Origin of the sequence: Hydrogenophaga sp. (assembly GCF_050250835.1) — a bacterium.
Taxonomy (GTDB): domain Bacteria; phylum Pseudomonadota; class Gammaproteobacteria; order Burkholderiales; family Burkholderiaceae_C; genus Hydrogenophaga.
Genome location: NZ_JBFWNX010000003.1, coordinates 63,663 through 78,185, shown reverse-complemented (window position 1 = coordinate 78,185; position 14,523 = coordinate 63,663). Strand labels below are relative to the sequence as shown.

At 66.9% G+C, this 14,523-nt stretch carries 14 protein-coding genes; 6 read left to right on the top strand and 8 right to left on the bottom strand.

What is annotated here, in order from left to right:
- The first annotated feature begins 98 nt into the window (after window positions 1-98).
- Together dinG and AB7F11_RS05480 are read left to right on the top strand one after the other, a co-directional pair.
- On the top strand, window positions 99-2,468 hold the full coding sequence (gene dinG, locus AB7F11_RS05485; protein WP_428291148.1) for an ATP-dependent DNA helicase DinG: 2,370 nt from the start codon (window positions 99-101) through the stop codon (window positions 2,466-2,468).
- 22 nt (window positions 2,469-2,490) lie between these two features.
- Window positions 2,491-2,958, top strand: a complete 468-nt coding sequence (locus tag AB7F11_RS05480) for a CopD family protein (protein WP_428291147.1) — start codon at window positions 2,491-2,493, stop codon at window positions 2,956-2,958.
- On the opposite strand, the gene AB7F11_RS05475 is transcribed toward AB7F11_RS05480, so the two are convergent.
- From AB7F11_RS05475 to AB7F11_RS05460, 4 genes are read right to left on the bottom strand one after another with little or no spacing between them, the layout of a single operon-like run.
- Window positions 2,942-3,997 carry a metal-dependent hydrolase gene (locus AB7F11_RS05475; RefSeq protein ID WP_428291146.1) on the bottom strand — a complete coding sequence of 352 codons (1,056 nt, stop codon included), beginning with the start codon at window positions 3,995-3,997 and terminating at the stop codon, window positions 2,942-2,944. The two genes, AB7F11_RS05480 and AB7F11_RS05475, sit on opposite strands and share 17 nt — an antisense overlap.
- On the bottom strand, window positions 3,997-4,623 hold the full coding sequence (locus tag AB7F11_RS05470) for an intradiol ring-cleavage dioxygenase (protein ID WP_428291145.1): 627 nt from the start codon (window positions 4,621-4,623) through the stop codon (window positions 3,997-3,999). Before AB7F11_RS05470 ends, AB7F11_RS05475 begins: the two co-directional genes overlap by 1 nt.
- Window positions 4,620-7,307, bottom strand: a complete 2,688-nt coding sequence (locus AB7F11_RS05465; protein WP_428291144.1) for a GNAT family N-acetyltransferase — start codon at window positions 7,305-7,307, stop codon at window positions 4,620-4,622. The genes AB7F11_RS05470 and AB7F11_RS05465 overlap by 4 nt, the downstream gene beginning before the upstream one ends.
- Window positions 7,308-7,317: 10 nt before the next feature.
- Window positions 7,318-7,938, bottom strand: a complete 621-nt coding sequence (locus AB7F11_RS05460) for a DUF502 domain-containing protein (RefSeq protein WP_428291143.1) — start codon at window positions 7,936-7,938, stop codon at window positions 7,318-7,320.
- 271 nt (window positions 7,939-8,209) lie between these two features.
- Here AB7F11_RS05460 and AB7F11_RS05455 point away from each other — a divergent pair, with 271 nt between their 5' ends.
- Entirely contained in the window at window positions 8,210-8,557 is a 348-nt protein-coding gene (locus tag AB7F11_RS05455) for a hypothetical protein (protein WP_428291142.1), read from the top strand.
- A gap of 7 nt (window positions 8,558-8,564) precedes the next feature.
- Here AB7F11_RS05455 and rsmI read toward each other — a convergent pair whose 3' ends face one another.
- Window positions 8,565-9,482 carry a 16S rRNA (cytidine(1402)-2'-O)-methyltransferase gene (gene rsmI / locus AB7F11_RS05450; protein WP_428291141.1) on the bottom strand — a complete coding sequence of 306 codons (918 nt, stop codon included), beginning with the start codon at window positions 9,480-9,482 and terminating at the stop codon, window positions 8,565-8,567.
- Between rsmI and AB7F11_RS05445 the strand changes: the two genes are divergently transcribed.
- From AB7F11_RS05445 to AB7F11_RS05435, 3 genes are read left to right on the top strand one after another with little or no spacing between them, the layout of a single operon-like run.
- A complete protein-coding gene (locus AB7F11_RS05445; protein ID WP_428291156.1) occupies window positions 9,482-9,889 on the top strand; it encodes a YraN family protein in 408 nt (135 codons plus the stop codon). The two genes, rsmI and AB7F11_RS05445, sit on opposite strands and share 1 nt — an antisense overlap.
- Before the next feature lie 27 nt (window positions 9,890-9,916).
- On the top strand, window positions 9,917-10,537 hold the full coding sequence (locus AB7F11_RS05440; protein WP_428291140.1) for an SIS domain-containing protein: 621 nt from the start codon (window positions 9,917-9,919) through the stop codon (window positions 10,535-10,537).
- The gene (locus AB7F11_RS05435) at window positions 10,534-11,181 is read left to right on the top strand and encodes a BON domain-containing protein (protein ID WP_428291139.1); all 648 of its coding nucleotides are present in this window, start codon (window positions 10,534-10,536) and stop codon (window positions 11,179-11,181) included. Before AB7F11_RS05440 ends, AB7F11_RS05435 begins: the two co-directional genes overlap by 4 nt.
- A gap of 5 nt (window positions 11,182-11,186) precedes the next feature.
- On the opposite strand, the gene AB7F11_RS05430 is transcribed toward AB7F11_RS05435, so the two are convergent.
- The 3 genes from AB7F11_RS05430 to AB7F11_RS05420 all read right to left on the bottom strand — a co-directional run bounded on the left by AB7F11_RS05430 (window position 11,187) and on the right by AB7F11_RS05420 (window position 14,489).
- Complete coding sequence (locus tag AB7F11_RS05430; protein WP_428291138.1) at window positions 11,187-12,089, bottom strand: NAD(P)-dependent oxidoreductase; 903 nt, start codon at window positions 12,087-12,089, stop codon at window positions 11,187-11,189.
- 105 nt (window positions 12,090-12,194) lie between these two features.
- Window positions 12,195-13,331: a PilT/PilU family type 4a pilus ATPase gene (locus tag AB7F11_RS05425; RefSeq protein ID WP_428291137.1), complete on the bottom strand. Its 1,137-nt coding sequence runs from the start codon at window positions 13,329-13,331 to the stop codon at window positions 12,195-12,197.
- A 114-nt stretch (window positions 13,332-13,445) separates the two neighbouring features.
- Window positions 13,446-14,489 (bottom strand): type IV pilus twitching motility protein PilT, encoded by a 1,044-nt coding sequence (locus AB7F11_RS05420; RefSeq protein ID WP_428291136.1) that lies wholly within the window; start codon window positions 14,487-14,489, stop codon window positions 13,446-13,448.
- Window positions 14,490-14,523: the final 34 nt, after the last annotated feature.

Sequence of the window (14,523 nt, the reverse complement as noted above, 5' to 3'; positions counted from 1 at the left end):
AAGCGCGGCGGAACATGGGTGGCCGTCTGGAACAAGGCGGGTCCGACCGCGTCGGTGGCCCGTCTGGGACAATCGCGCTTTGCGTTTCAGAAGCCTGCATGTCCACCACCCTGGAGCCCGACGCCTCCATCTCCGCATCCACCGAATCGCTGCCCAATGGCGCCCTGGCGCGTGAAGCCATTGCGCTCGCGGCTTTTGACCACGTGGTGGCCAAGGCACCGGGCTACCGCGCGCGCCCCGGGCAACGCGAAATGGCCGCGCACATTGCGCACACGCTCTCGGGCGTGACGCCGGGTGACGGCGCGGTGAGTGGTGATGCGGGCCTGCCAGCGCGCGGCATCGCCGTGGTGCAGGCGGGCACGGGCGTGGGCAAGTCGGCCGCGTATGCGTCCACGGTGATTCCTCTGGCCCTGGCGCAGCAGAAGCGCGTGATCATCTCTACGGCCACCGTGGCGCTGCAGGAGCAGCTCATGGCCAAGGACCTGCCCGCGCTGGCCGCCGTGCTGCCGCAGCCCTTCAGCTTCGCACTGGCCAAGGGTCGTGGCCGCTATGTGTGTCGCCTCAAGCTGGATCAGCTCAGTGGCGGTGACGCGGCCAGTGCCGATCTGTTCGAAGGCGATGAGCCGGCGCCAGGTGCCGATGCCAGCGCGCGCTGGAAGGAGCGGGGCGTGCAGTACACGCAGTGGGCCAGCGAACTCGACGGCGGCACCTGGGACGGCGACCGTGACCGGCTCGACGATCCACCCGAGGGCGGTCTTTGGGGGCCGGTTGCGGCCGAGCGCCACAGTTGTACCGCACGACACTGCCCCAGTTACAACGGCTGCAGCTACTACCAGGCGCGTGCGCGGCTGGCGCAGGCACAGGTGATCGTGGTCAACCACGATCTGCTGCTCTCCACCCTGGGCCTGCACGCGTTGCCCGCGCCGCAGGATTGTTATGTGGTGTTCGACGAGGCCCACCACCTGCCCGGCGTGGCTCAGGGGCAGTTCACCGCCTCGATGGATCTGATGCATGGCCGCTGGCTCGACCGCCTGCCCCGGGCGGTGGAAGAGGTGGCAGGCGCGCTGGAGCACACGCCCTCCGCCGACGTGGCGTCGCTGGCGAAGGAGCTGAAAAGCGCGCAGGCCGAGCTCGCGCGGCTGGGCATGCAGCGCATCGGGGGGGTCTCCGAGCGACCCTCCGTTCGCCCTGAGCTTGTCGAAGGGCCTGCGCGCGCTGGGCTTCGACAGGCTCAGCCCGAACGGGGAAAGGGAGCGCAACCCGAAAGGGAAAATGGAGCGCAGTCGGAAAGGGGAAATGGAGCGCAGTCGGAAAGGTGGGGTGACAGCCCCACTGTCGACCGCTTCGAGAACGGCCAGCTCCCCACCGGCTGGCGCGAGACGGTGGAGAAGCTGCATGCGAACGCGAGCGCATTGCTCAAGGTGTTCGAAGCCCTGGCCACCCAGCTCAAGGCCAGCGCGCGCGACAACCCCGGCGACGCTGCGCGCTGCGCCAAGCTTTACAGCCGCCTGGGCGTGCTTGCGCCGCGCTTGCAGAGCGCGCAGGAAACCGCAGCGCTGTGGCTGCAAGACAGCGGCGAAGGCCAGCCACCGCTGGCCAAGTGGCTCGAATCGGGTGTGAGCCACGGCCTCGTCACGCTCACCGCGCACGCCTGCCCGCTGCAGCCAGGCAGTCTGCTGCGCAACCACCTCTGGAGCCAGGTGCGCGCAGCGGTGGTCACATCTGCATCGCTCGTCACGTGCGGCAGTTTCGATCACTTCCTCGCCGAGTCTGGCCTGGCCTTCGACGAGGCGGTGGCTGCGCGCGAGGTGCAGAGCCCCTTCGACCACGCGCGGCAAGGCCGCCTGGTCGTGGTGCAGACCGAAGCCGATCCGAAGCACGTGGACGCCTACACGCGCGAGATGCTCGCGGCGCTCATGACCGATCTGCGCGAAGTGCAGCGCGGCGCGCTGGTGCTGTTCACCTCGCGTGCGCAGATGCGGCAGGCGCAGGCGCTCCTTGAACGCGGTGAACACGCGGCGCTGCGCGATGCTGTGCTGGTGCAAGGCGAGGCCTCGCGCACGCTGCTGTTGCGTCGTCATGCCGAGCGCGTGCAGGCCGGCGGCGCGTCCATCCTGTTTGGCCTGCAGTCGTTCGGTGAAGGGCTCGATCTGCCGGGTGAACTGTGCGAATGGGTGTTCATCACCAAGCTGCCGTTTGCCTCACCCGGTGACCCGGTGGGCCAGGCGCGCTCGGACTGGCTCAAGGGCCAGGGCCGCGATCCGTTCAGCGAGCTCGTGGTTCCTGCCACTGGCGCGCGCCTGCTGCAATGGACGGGCCGAGCCCTGCGCAGCGAGACCGACGAAGCGGTGGTGATTTGCTACGATGCCCGGCTGTTGCGCCAATCGTATGGACGGCGCATGCTCAAAGGCCTGCCGCCTTACCGCCTGCAGCAACGCCGCCCCGATGGCGCCCTGCTCGACGTCTGAACCCTGAATCGAACCCCTGACCATGATCTACGCTGTCCTCCAACTCATCCACGTGCTTGCCATCGTCTTGTGGGTGGGAGGGATGGCGTTCGCCCACTTCTTCCTGCGTCCGGCCGCACAGTTCCTGGAGCCGCCCTTGCGCATCCGCCTCATGCACGGCGTGCTCAGGCGCTTTTTCACGGCGGTGCTGGCCGCCATCCTGTTGGTGCTGGGCACCGGTCTGTGGATGATTGGCCGCGTGGCCAAGGAATCGGTTCAGGCCGGGCTGGAGTTCAACATGCCGATGGACTGGATCATCATGGCCACCTTGGGCATCGTGATGATGGCGATCTTCGGCCACATCCGCTTCGCGCTGTTCAAACGCCTTGGCCGCGCCGTGGCATCGAGCGACTGGCCTGCGGGTGCTGCGGCGCTCGCGTCCATCCGCACCTGGGTGGGTATCAACCTCGCCCTCGGCGTGTTCATCATCGCCGTCACCCTGGCGATGTGACTGCCGTTCCCAGCCGGGGCGTTCCTGGTGGCACCAGCGGTGAGGGCAGCGGCTCGCCCCGGAGGCGGCGCCACAACCAGGGCAGGGCGATGCCCAGGTCGGGTCGAAAGCCTGCCTGAGTGGGCCGGTGGCCGCCGTTGGCCCGCGCCGCTTCTGTGCCGAGGTCGAAGTGGAAGGTGTAGCTGGGCTCCTGGCCCATGCGCAGGTCGGTCACGTACAGGTGACCGTGACTTTCCGAGACGCTGTGAAAGCCGTGCGTGAAGGCGGCCATGCGCGCCACGCTGGGCTCGTTCCTGTAGCGCTCCATCAACGCCGCGCCGCGGTCGTGCACCGACCACGCGATGCCTGGGGTCCGGTCCAGCAGCGAATAGTGGCCTTCCAGGTATTGCGTGGGGGTGGTGGCCACCAGCCGCCACAGCACGGTGTTGAACGGCGCGGGAGTGACCAGCAGGCCCTGCGGCGTGATGCCCTCGCGCTGTAGAGAGGCAAGCGCCACCTGCGTGGCCTGCTGCTGTGCCAGCACGCTCCAGCCCAGGTAGAGCGAGCTCAGCAACAGGCCAGCGGCGTTCCACCGGAAGCCGCGGGTGGACTTCAGGCGAAGCGCTGCCACCACGCCCACGATCAGAGGCACGGTGTAGAGCGGGTCGATGATAAAGATGCTGCCCACGCCATAGGGCTCGCTGGTGAAGGGTTGCAGCAGTTGCGTGCCGTACACCGTCATGGCGTCGAGCAATGGGTGGGTGATGAGCACCAGCCACAGGGCGAGCCACCAGCGCTTGAACAGCGCGGCCTCGCCGTGGATGCGGGAGACGACCCACGCCATCAACGGGGCGAAAAGCGTCAGCACCGGCAGCGCGTGGCTTTCGGCGCGGTGGCGCGTCATGTTCTGAATGGCATCGCCGTGGTCGATGAAGGCATCCAGGTCGGGCAGGGTGCCGGCCACCGCACCCCACAGCGCGGCTTTCCACACGGCGGTTCGGCGGCCCATCACGGCCACGCCCACGGCCGAGCCCAGAGCGATCTGCGTGAGCGAGTCCATCAGGCCTGCACGGCGATGGGGAAGGTGGCGCGCACACCGTCGCTGCCGCTCATGAACGGCACGGTGAGTGCCGCGCGTCCTTCTTCGGTGAGGCGGCGCCAGAGGAAGTCGCGCTCGTTGCCCGGATCGCCAGCCACGTACAGCTGGGTGGTGAGCAGCTCCATGCGGTCCAGGCGCACCTTGACGTGGATGTGCGGCGTGCGGCCGCTGTAAGGCACTGGCTTCAGGGTGCGGAAGCGGTAGCGGCCGTCGCGCCCTACGGTCACTTTGCCAAAGCCCTGGAAGGCCGGATCGGCTCGGCCACCATCGCCAGGGTGGTGGTAGTGGCCAGCATGGTCACACTGCCAGATCTCCACCACCGCACCCGCCACCGGCGCACCCCCCAGGTCGGTCAGCGTGCCCTCCACCCAGGCCGGCTGGCCCTTTCCGTAGATGGCATTGCCGTTCTTCAGCAGGTCGGCGTCGCTGTCGGCCGGCAGGTTCACCGGGTAGAACGGGCCTTCGGTCTGGCTGGGCGTGGGGCGCAGGTTTCGCGCCTGCGCCAGCGCCGGTGAGAGCCAGGCGGGGGCGGCCAGGACAGCAGCGCTGGCCAGGACAAGGCGGCGGCGGGTGCGAATGGGGTTCATGGCTGGGATTCGGCGGCGGTTTGAAGGTCCAGCGTCACGAGACGCACCTCGTGGTCGCCCGGGTCGCTGGGGCTGTCCGACTCTTGGAAGCCGAGCGAGCGAGCAAGTTCCAGCATGCCGGTGTTCTCTCGCAGCACCGTGCCCACCAGGCGCTGCGTGCCGCGTTCGCGCAGGTGCTCGATCAACTTGCCCATCAGGCGATGGCCGAGGCCGCTGCCCTTGAGATCGGATCGCACGATCACGCCGAACTCGGCGGCGTGGTTGTCCGGGTCCACAGAAGCACGCACCGCACCCAGGGTTTCCTCGGCGTCCTGGGGCCCGATGCGCGTGGCAATGAACGCCATCTCGCGCGCATAGTCGATCTGGGTGAGCCGGGCCAGCTCGCTGTGCTCGATGTGGCGCCGGCTGTAGAACACGCGCAGGCGAATGTCCTCGGGGTCGAGCTTTTCCAGAAAAGTGCGGTGTTGCGCCTCATCCTCCGGTCGGATCGGGCGCAGCGTGAGCAACTGATCCTGCCACACGAAGGTCTCCACCAGTTCCTGCGGGTAGGGACGGATGGCGAAGTTCGCCGCACCGGCAGGCCGCGCAGCCGACACGCGCACGCGCGCGTCCAGAGCCACCGCGCCTTCGTGGTTGGCCAGCAGCGGGTTGATGTCGAGCTCGGCGAGCTCGGGTACGTCCACCAGCAGTTGCGACACGGCCACCAGCACCTGAGCGATGGCGTCGATGTCGGCGGCGGGTTCGTCGCGGTAGCCGCGCAGCAGTCTGGCCACGCGGGTGCGGGCGATTTGCGACAGCGCCAGCGGCGTGTTGAGCGGAGGCAGCGCGAGCGAGCGGTCGGCCAGCACCTCCACCGCCACACCACCCTGGCCAAACAGCAGCACCGGGCCGAATACCGGGTCCACGCTGGCGCCGACGATGAGTTCGTGCGCGTGCTTCTTGCGCACCATGGGCTGCACGGTGAAACCCTGCACGGTGACGTCTGGCCGCTGTTCGCCCACCCGCGCCAGCATGGTGGCGCAGGCTTCGTGCAGCTCGGCCGCGCTGCCGATGTTCAGGCGCACGCCGCCCACGTCGGATTTGTGCGTGATCTCGTGCGAGAGCACTTTCAGAGCCACCGGGTAGCCCAGCGCCTCGGCCGCTTCCACGGCAGCCTGTGCCTGTGGTTCCACCACGCTCGTGGGCACCACAGGAAGGCCGGCAGCGGCCAGCAGGTCCTTGGCTTCGGGTTCGGTCAGAAGTTCGCGTCCACTGGTGAGCACGCCCTCGACGATGGCGCGTATGCGTGGCAGGTCCACCGGGCGCGTCGCACTGCGCGCTGGTGGCGTCTGCAGCAGCTCTTCCTGGTGCCGGCGGTAGGTGCTGAGCAGCGAGACGGCACGCACCGCGTCTTCCGGGGTGTTGAAATCGGGCACGCCGGCGCTTCGGAAGCGTTCTCGCGCATCGGCCACTGCCGCATCGCCGAGCCAGCAGCCGAGCACACGCCTTGGTGTGGCCGACGCCAGGGGCAATAACGCTTCGGCGATTTCCAGGCTGGGCACGATGGCGGTGGGGGCGTGGATGAACAGCACGGCGCTGCTCTCGTCGCGGACCAACGCATCCAGTGCGGCGACGTAGCGCGCTGACGGCGCGTCGCCAATGATGTCCACCGGGTTGGCATGCGACCAATTGGCGGGCAGCACTTGGTCCAGTCGTGCCTTCGTGTCGGCGTCGAGTTCGACGAGCGGCACATCTTCCGCAGCGGCGGCGTCGGCCGCCATCACGCCGGCACCACCACCGTTGGTGAGCACGATGAGGCGCTCGGCGCGGTTGTCTCGGAAGCGCGAGAGAGTTTCGGCGGCAAGGAAGAGGTCTTGCAAAGTGTTGACGCGCAGCATGCCGGCGCGTGCAATGGCCGCGTCGAACACGGCGTCAGAGCCCGCCAGCGCACCGGTGTGCGAGGCCGCCGCCTGCTGGCCGGCAGCCGAACGGCCGGCCTTGACCACGATCACCGGCTTGTTGCGCGCCGCAGCGCGTGCGGCCGACATGAACTTGCGAGGTGCGTCAATGCTCTCGATGTAGAGCAGGATGGATCGGGTGTTCGGGTCGCTCCCGAGGAAATCGAGCATGTCGCCAAAATCCACGTCGGCGCGCTCGCCAAGCGAGACGAAATGAGAGAAGCCGATGCCGCGCGAGCCCGCCCAGTCGAGCATGGCGGTGACCAGCGCGCCCGACTGCGAGACAAAGGCCAGCTCGCCCGGTGGCGCGTCGCGGTGCGCGAAGCTGGCGTTCAGGCCCAGGTGGGGCACCAGCATGCCGATGCAGTTGGGCCCGAGGATGCGCAGTGTGTGCTTGCGAGCCGCGTCGAGCATCGCCTGTTTCTGTGTGGCATCCAGCCCAGCCGTGACCACGATGGCCGCCCGCGTGCCCCGGGCGCCGAGTTCGGCGATGAGCGAAGCCACGGTGGCGGCCGGTGTGCAGACGATGGCGAGCTCGGGCGCCTGCGGCAGATCGGACACACGGGCAAAAGTGGGCACGCCGTCGAGATGGGCGTGCCTGGGATTGACGGGGTAGAGCGGCCCCTGGTACCCGCTGGCGTTGATGTTGCGCCACACCGTGCCTCCCACGCTGGCTGGGCGCAAGGAGGCGCCGATCACCGCCACCGACGACGGGGCGAACAGGGCGTCCAGGTGGCGGATGCTCATGGGGGCTGGCTCAAGTGCGGGGAGTGGTGGGGGCGTCGGCGTCGGTCCCGCGAGAGGTCGCCATCCACGCCAGCAGCGATGAGCGCATCGCCTCTTCGACCGACATGTCGATCGGCAGGATCCAGCTGCGCGGAACGAAGATGGTGTAGCCGCCGATCATGTAGCCCATGGGCAGGTACACGGCCACCTGGTCGAGTTCGGCCAGTCCCGGCGGCAGGCCGTCCATGTTCTGGCGGGTGACCAGGCCGACGATCGACATCTCGTTGCCGGGGATGCGCAACACCACCACCTGCTGCTGGGCTTCCTTCTTGTGTGGCGAGAAATAGTCGGCAAAGCTCTTGAGCGACGAGTAGATGCTTTTGACCACCGGCAGGTTGGTGAACGGCAGCTCGAACAGCGCCAGCCACCGCGCAATGGAAGGCTGGGAAATCAGAAAGCCCAGGCCCACGATCATCGCTGCGCCCAGCACGATGCCCAGGCCAGGCAGGTAGAAGTCACCGACAAATGGGCGGATCAGCCACATGGCGGCCGACTCGACCCAGCTCACGAAAAGAAACAGCACCCAGATCGTGAGCGCCACCGGCAGGAAGGTGATCAGGCCACGAAAGAAATACTGGTAAATCGGTTTCATGGGAACCCTGGAAGAAGCGCGAGCGCGGGCGGCACGCGATGGTGAACGAGCATATCAGTGGCTCCACCGCGCTGCGCACGACCCACGACGCATGAAACAGAGCGTTTCAGGGGGCGAGAAGCGGTGCGGGGGGAGGTTCCCCATCTTCTTGCAAAGCGGCAGAATGGCCGCACCTGCTTGCTGTTTGCCTCGAAAAGCCAGTTTTCAGGCAGAAATGCCTGGCGCGCGCGCCAGTTTCGGAACTCCCACAGGCCACGCGCCTCTTTCATCCATGAACGGAATCCTCGACTTCTTTGGCCGCCTGGTGCGCGGCGTGCTCAAGCTGGCGCTGGGCCTGATGGCCCTGGTGTTCGTGTTGAGCCTGCTGCTGGCCACGCTGGTGGTGGTGCTCGGCGTGACGCTCTGGGCTGTGATCACCGGCCGCAAGCCGGCGCCCGCCGTGGTGTTCACCCGCTTCCGGCAGACTTCGCAGCGCTACACACAGGGCATGTGGCCGACCGGGACCGCCCGCCGCCCCGCGGGCGACGTGGTCGACGTGCAGGCCACCGAGGTGCCCGAGTCAGCGGAAGCACCGCCGCGCCGCAACGGGACCGATCCCATGGCGCGAGTGATGCATTGATCCGCCCTTAGGCGTCGCCGGTCTGGCGGCGCGCGAGCGCAGCCTCGTACAACGCGTTGCGCGGCTGACCGGTGATCTCGGCGCACAGCCGCACGGCGGTCTTGAGTGGCAATTCGGCCAACAGCAGGTCCAGGGTGCGCAGGCTTCCGGCGTCGGGTCCCTCATCCGTTGCACCGCCTGCCGCCTGCGGATGCACCATCAATACGAATTCCCCACGCGTGCGGTGCGCGCCGGCCTGCAGCCAGGCGCTGAAATCCTGTGCCGCCAGGTGGGCCACCTCCTCGAACTGCTTGGTGAGTTCGCGCCCCACGGTGAGCATGCGTGGCCCCAGTGCCACCAAGTCTTTGGCGAGCGCCTCGATGCGGTGGGGTGCTTCCAGCAGCACGCAGGCGCGCGCGTCGTCACCCATTTCTCTCACCTCGCGTTGCCGTTCGGCCGACTTGCTGGAAAGAAATCCGGCGAACACGAAGCGCCCGTCCCAGCCGCTGTGTCCCGTCACGCTGAGCAAGGCCGTGATGCTGCTGGCGCCCGGCACCGGGAGGCTGCGCAGGCCGGCGGCGTCCACCGCTGCGACCAGCCGCGCACCCGGATCGCTCACACCCGGCGTGCCAGCGTCGCTGACATAGGCCACGCGCTGGCCTTCGCGCAGTCGCAACAACACCGTCTGCGCCGCCTCTGCCTCGTTGTGTTCATGAAGCGCCAGCAGAGGTTTGTGCAGGCCGTAGCCCTGCAGGAGCGATGCGGTGTGGCGGGTGTCCTCGCAGGCCACGGTGTCCACCATCGAGAGCACCTGCAGAGCGCGAAGCCCGATGTCGGCCAGATTGCCGATGGGCGTGGCGACCATGTAGAGCGCGCCCTGCGGATAATGCTGGTGCGCCGCCGCCTCGCGGGCGGCCTGCAACAGGGATGGAGTGCTTGCCGACAATGTGGAGTTCCAGAAATCAGAGGCCGCCGACGCGGCCCGATGCGACCACCAAGGCGCGTGGCGACGCCGCCGAAGATGCTGCCCTCGTCCACCTGCGGCACCACGGGCTCGCGCTGGTGCAGCGCAATTTCAGGACACCCGGGCGCGGTGGCGGCGAAGTCGATTTGATTATGCGCGAGCCCGATGGCACGCTGGTGTTTGTCGAGGTTCGCCAGCGCGCCAGTGCCTGCCAGGGCGGGGCGGGCGCCAGCATCACCGGCGTCAAGCAAAGGCGCGTGGTGCTCGCCGCGCGGCACTTTTTGCTGCGGCTCGGCTCAGAGCCTCCATGCCGCTTCGATGTCGTGCTGCTGGAAGGTGGGCGCATCGAATGGTTGCGCGCGGCCTTTGATGCATCGACCGCATTTTGATACATCCCCCACCGCTATGATCGCGCCATGCTCCTGCAACGCATCCAGCAACAGTTCATCGACAGCGCCGACCTGAAGTACCAGTGCGCGCAAGCGCTGGCGCCGCAGGTCGAGGCGGCCATCGGTGCCGTGCTGGCCAGCGTCACTGGCGGCGGCAAGGTGCTGTCGTGTGGCAATGGCGCCTCGGCAGCGGCGGCGCAGCATTTCGCGGCCAGCTTCATGGGTCGCTACGACCGCGAACGTCCCGAACTCGCCGCCTTCTCGCTGTCGTCCGATGCCGCCGTGCTCACCGGCATCGCCACCGATTTCGACGCTCGTTCGGTGTTTGCGCGCCAGGTGCGCGCGCTCGGGCAGGGCGGCGACGTGCTGCTCGCCCTGTCCACCAGCGGCAATTCGGCCAACGTGCTGGCCGCCGTGGAGGCCGCGCACGAGCGCGAGATGACCGTGGTGGCGCTCACCGGCGCGCGCGGCGGACAGCTCGCGCAGCAATTGCGCGACACCGACGTGCACCTGTGCGTGCCGCACGACTTGCCGGCCCGAATCCTCGAAGTGCATCACCTCGTGCTGCACTGCATTTGCGACGGCGTGGATGCCCAGCTGCTGGGCCTGCCCGACGCTTCCGTTCCTCACCTGGAGAGTTCCTCATGAACCTGTCTCATCACCAACGCTCGTTGAGCCGACTGATCGCCGCCGGCCTGGCCGCGGCCTCTTTGGGCGCAGCCCTCTCGGCCTGCGCGCCCCTGGTGGTGGCGGGCGCGGCCACTGGCGCGCTCGTCGTCGTGGACCGCCGCACATCAGGCGCGCAGCTTGACGACCAGGGCATCGAGCTGCGAGCGGGCAATCGCGTGCGCGAACAGATTGCCGAAGGTCGTGCGCGCGTGGCCGTGACCAGCTACAACCGACGCGTGCTGCTCACCGGCGAGGCCGCCAGCGAAGCGATCAAGACCCAGGTGGGGCAGATCGTGTCGCAGGTGGAAAACGTCAAGGAGGTCATCAACGAACTGGGCGTGACCTCCAGCCCGTCGCTCAAGGAGCGCGCCACCGACACGCTGATCACCGGCCGGCTCAAGGCCAGCCTCGTGGACGCGAAGGACATCTCGGCCAGCGCGTTCAAGGTGACGACCGAACGCAGCACCGTCTACCTGATGGGCCGCGTGACGCAGCGCGAAGCCGATCGCGCCACGGACATTGCGCGCAACATCTCCGGGGTGGCGCGCGTGGTGCGAGCCTTCGAGATCGTCACCGAGGCCGAACTGGCCGGCATGCAGACGCAACCGGCTCCCGCCAAGTAAGGTGCCTACCTGAGCCTTTTGATGAGGCTCGACGTGTCGAAGCGCTGACCGCCCATGGCCTGGACGTCCGCGTAGAACTGGTCCACCAGCGCCGTCACCGGCAGGCGCGCGCCGTTGCGCTTGGCTTCGTCGAGCACGAGGCCCAGGTCCTTGCGCATCCAGTCCACCGCGAAGCCGAAGTCGAACTTGTCGGCCACCATGGTCTTGCCCCGGTTGTCGAGCTGCCAGCTTTGGGCGGCGCCCTTGCCGATCACATCGAGCACCTGATTCATGTCCAGCCCAGCCTTCTGACCGAAGGCAATCGCTTCCGACAGGCCCTGCACCAGGCCTGCAATGCAGATCTGGTTCACCATCTTGGTGAGTTGGCCGGCGCCGCTCTCGCCCATGAGCGTGAAGGCGCGTGAGAACGCCATGGCCACCTGCTTCGCCCGGTCGAACGCCTCGACGTCACCCCCGCACATCACAGTGAGTGCGCCGTTCTGCGCGCCGGCCTGACCGCCCGACACCGGCGCATCCACGAAAGCGATGCCCAGCGCCTTGCCCGCCCGGTGCAGTTCGCGCGCCACATCGGCAGACGCGGTGGTGTGGTCCACAAACACGGTGTCCGGCGACATGCCGGCAAAGGCGCCATCGGCACCGAGCGTGATCGAGCGCAGGTCGTCATCGTTGCCCACGCAGGCGAACACGATGTCCGCCCCCTGCGCCGCCTCGCGCGGCGTGGGCTTGCTTGAACCTCCGAACGCCGCCACCCACGCCACGGCCTTGCCACCCGAGCGGTTGTAGACCGTCACCGAATGCCCGGCACGCGCGAGATGCCCGGCCATGGGATAACCCATGACACCGAGGCCAAGAAAGGCGACGCGAAGCGAGGGCGTGGATTCGTAGTTCTTGTCTGCAATGCTGCTCATGAAAAGGTCTCTCCAAAAAAGAAATGCCGCAGAACCGGCTCTGCCGGGCTGCAGGCATGGCCCCCTTGAGGGGGTGACGCGCCGCAGGCGCGGCGCGGGCGCAGGTCAAACGATCGTGAGGTGCTCGGTGCCCGCAGCCAGATCGAGCGATTTTGCACGCTGGCTGTTGAGCTTGATCTGCAGGCGCAGGTCGTTGAGCGAGTCTGCGTTGCGCAGCGCGTCTTCCAGCGTGATGAGATTGGTCTCGAAGGCGTTGAAGAGTGCCTGGTCGAAGGTTTGCATGCCCATCTGCGTGCTCTTCTTCATGATCTCCTTGATTTCCGCGACATCGCCCTTGAAGATCAGGTCGGAGATCAGCGGTGAGTTCAACATGATCTCCACCGCCGCGTGACGCCCCTTGTTGTCCTGTCGCGGCACCAGACGCTGGGAAATCAGCGCACGCAGGTTCAGCGAAAGGTCCATCAGCAATTGCGCGCGGCGCTCTTCGGGGAAGAAGTTGATGATGCGGTCCAGCGCCTGGTTGGCGCTGTTGGCGTGCAGGGTGGCCAGGCAGAGGTGACCGGTTTCCGAGAACTGGATCGCATGCTCCATGGTCTCTCGGTCGCGAATCTCGCCCATCAGGATCACGTCGGGCGCCTGGCGCAGCGTGTTCTTGAGCGCCGCCTCCCAACTGTCGGTGTCCAGCCCCACTTCGCGTTGTGTGACCACGCAGTTCTTGTGCGGATGCACGAACTCCACCGGGTCTTCGATGGTGATGATGTGGCCGTGTGTGTTCTCGTTGCGCCAGTCGACCATGGCCGCCAGCGACGTGGATTTGCCCGAGCCGGTGGCCCCCACCAGGATGCACAGGCCGCGCTTGGACAGCACAATGTCCTTGAGCACCTGGGGCAGGCCAAGCTTGTCGATGGTGGGCAGCACGGCGGGGATGGTTCGCAGCACCATGCCGACCTTGCCCTGTTGCACGAAGGCGCTCACACGGAAGCGGCCAATGGAGGGTGGCGAGATCGCGAAATTGCACTCCTTGGTGCGCTCGAACTCGGCCGCCTGTTTGTCGTTCATGATCGCGCGCGCCAGTGACAGCGTGTGCGTGGCGTTCAGTGGCTGCGGCGATACCTTGACGACCGAGCCATCGACCTTGATCGCGGGCGGAAAGTCGGCCGTGATGAACAGGTCGCTGCCGGTCCTGCTGAGCATGAGGCGCAGCAGGTCGTTGATGAATTTGGATGCCTGGTCGCGTTCCATGAAAGTGTCCTTTTGATCAACTGCAAGGGCCGCCGCGCAGGGCCGCCCCAAGCAAGGCCAGCCCCCTTGGGCGGCAGTGACCCGCGCAGCGGTGGAGCGTGGGGGTCGTCATGTTCAGCCTGGGAAGTTCTCGGGAATCTTCGCCTTGCTGCGGGCTTCCGCAGGACTGATGACATTGCGCTTGACCAGATCCGAAAGGTTCTGGTCGAGCGTCTGCATGCCCACGCTGTTGCCGGTCTGGATGGCCGAGTACATCTGTGCCACCTTGGCTTCGCGGATCAGGTTGCGGATGGCACTGGTGCCCAGCATGATCTCGTGCGCGGCCACGCGGCCCGATCCGTCCTTGTTCTTGCACAGCGTCTGCGAGATCACCGCCACCAGCGATTCAGACAACATGGCGCGCACCATGTCCTTCTCTTCGGCCGGGAACACGTCGATGATGCGGTCAATCGTCTTGGCCGCACTCGATGTGTGCAGCGTGCCGAAGACCAGGTGTCCGGTCTCGGCTGCGGTCATGGCCAGGCGGATGGTCTCCAGGTCCCGCATTTCGCCGACCAGGATGGCATCTGGGTCTTCGCGCAGTGCCGAGCGCAGTGCGTTGGCAAAACTCAGCGTGTGCGGCCCGACCTCGCGCTGGTTCACCAGGCATTTCTTGGACTCATGCACGAATTCCACCGGGTCTTCCACCGTGAGGATGTGGCCGTACTCGGTTTCATTGAGATGGTTGACCATGCCGGCCAGCGTGGTGGACTTGCCCGAGCCCGTGGGGCCGGTCACCAGCACCAGGCCGCGTGGCCGCAGGGCGAGGTCGCCGAATATCTTGGGCGCATTGAGTTGTTCGAGCGTGAGGATCTTGCTCGGGATCGTGCGGAACACCGCGCCAGCGCCGCGGTTGTGGTTGAAGGCGTTGACGCGAAAACGAGACAGCCCTTCGATCTCGAACGAGAAGTCGCACTCCAGGAACTCTTCATACTGCTTGCGCTGGCTGTCGTTCATGATGTCGTACACCATGCCATGGACCGACTTGTGGTCCAGCGGTTCGACATTGATGCGTCGCACGTCGCCATGCACCCGTATCATGGGCGGAAGACCCGCGGAGAGGTGAAGATCGGACGCTTTGTTCTTGACGCTGAAGGCCAGCAGTTGGGTGATGTCCATCCCGGGTTCCGTGTTGTGGTTGGGTAATGACGGC

Excerpts from the sequence above, each read along its gene's own strand:
- dinG (WP_428291148.1), top strand. The coding sequence starts at position 99 with ATGTCCACCACCCTGGAGCCCGACGCCTCCATCTCCGCATCCACCGAA.
- AB7F11_RS05480 (WP_428291147.1), top strand. The coding sequence starts at position 2,491 with ATGATCTACGCTGTCCTCCAACTCATCCACGTGCTTGCCATCGTCTTG.
- AB7F11_RS05475 (WP_428291146.1), bottom strand. The coding sequence starts at position 3,997 with ATGGACTCGCTCACGCAGATCGCTCTGGGCTCGGCCGTGGGCGTGGCC.
- AB7F11_RS05470 (WP_428291145.1), bottom strand. The coding sequence starts at position 4,623 with ATGAACCCCATTCGCACCCGCCGCCGCCTTGTCCTGGCCAGCGCTGCT.
- AB7F11_RS05465 (WP_428291144.1), bottom strand. The coding sequence starts at position 7,307 with ATGAGCATCCGCCACCTGGACGCCCTGTTCGCCCCGTCGTCGGTGGCG.
- AB7F11_RS05460 (WP_428291143.1), bottom strand. The coding sequence starts at position 7,938 with ATGAAACCGATTTACCAGTATTTCTTTCGTGGCCTGATCACCTTCCTG.
- AB7F11_RS05455 (WP_428291142.1), top strand. The coding sequence starts at position 8,210 with ATGAACGGAATCCTCGACTTCTTTGGCCGCCTGGTGCGCGGCGTGCTC.
- AB7F11_RS05445 (WP_428291156.1), top strand. The coding sequence starts at position 9,482 with ATGTGGAGTTCCAGAAATCAGAGGCCGCCGACGCGGCCCGATGCGACC.
- AB7F11_RS05440 (WP_428291140.1), top strand. The coding sequence starts at position 9,917 with ATGCTCCTGCAACGCATCCAGCAACAGTTCATCGACAGCGCCGACCTG.
- AB7F11_RS05435 (WP_428291139.1), top strand. The coding sequence starts at position 10,534 with ATGAACCTGTCTCATCACCAACGCTCGTTGAGCCGACTGATCGCCGCC.
- AB7F11_RS05430 (WP_428291138.1), bottom strand. The coding sequence starts at position 12,089 with ATGAGCAGCATTGCAGACAAGAACTACGAATCCACGCCCTCGCTTCGC.
- AB7F11_RS05425 (WP_428291137.1), bottom strand. The coding sequence starts at position 13,331 with ATGGAACGCGACCAGGCATCCAAATTCATCAACGACCTGCTGCGCCTC.
- AB7F11_RS05420 (WP_428291136.1), bottom strand. The coding sequence starts at position 14,489 with ATGGACATCACCCAACTGCTGGCCTTCAGCGTCAAGAACAAAGCGTCC.